At 60.4% G+C, this 512-nt stretch carries 1 protein-coding gene; it reads left to right on the forward strand.

Annotation, left to right across the window (positions count from 1 at the left end; translation table 11 throughout):
* Positions 1–480 (forward strand): Tn3 family transposase (locus AC19YR_RS24850; protein WP_457346499.1); only part of this gene is annotated, 480 nt, incomplete at its 5' end.
* Positions 481–512: the final 32 nt, after the last annotated feature.

A 512-nucleotide genomic window follows, 5' to 3' on the forward strand; every position in this document is an offset into this window, starting at 1 on the left:
CAGGGCACGCTGATCCGCAAGCTGTGCACCTATACGGCGCCGAACCCGACGCGGCGCGCAATCTTCGAGTTCGACAAGCTCATCCGCAGTATCTACACACTGCGCTACCTGCGCGACCCGCAACTGGAGCGTAATGTTCACCGCTCGCAGAACCGCATTGAGTCCTATCACCAGCTACGCTCGACCATCGCCCAAGTCGGTGGGAAGAAGGAATTGACCGGCCGCACCGACATCGAAATCGAGATCAGCAACCAGTGCGCCAGGCTGATCGGCAACGCGATCATCTTCTACAACTCGGCGATCCTGTCCCTGCTGCTGACGAAGTACGAGGCAGCTGGCAATGCCAAGGCGCTGGCGTTGATCACGCAGATGTCGCCAGCGGCCTGGCGGCACATCCTGCTGAACGGGCATTACACCTTCCAGACTGACGGCAAGTTCATCGACCTGGATGCGCTCGTGGCGGGACTGGAGCTGGGCTGACGGAAATTTCTGGGATTCCGGCGTACAACCCC

This window comes from Pseudomonas sp. MF08817, assembly GCF_059862705.1.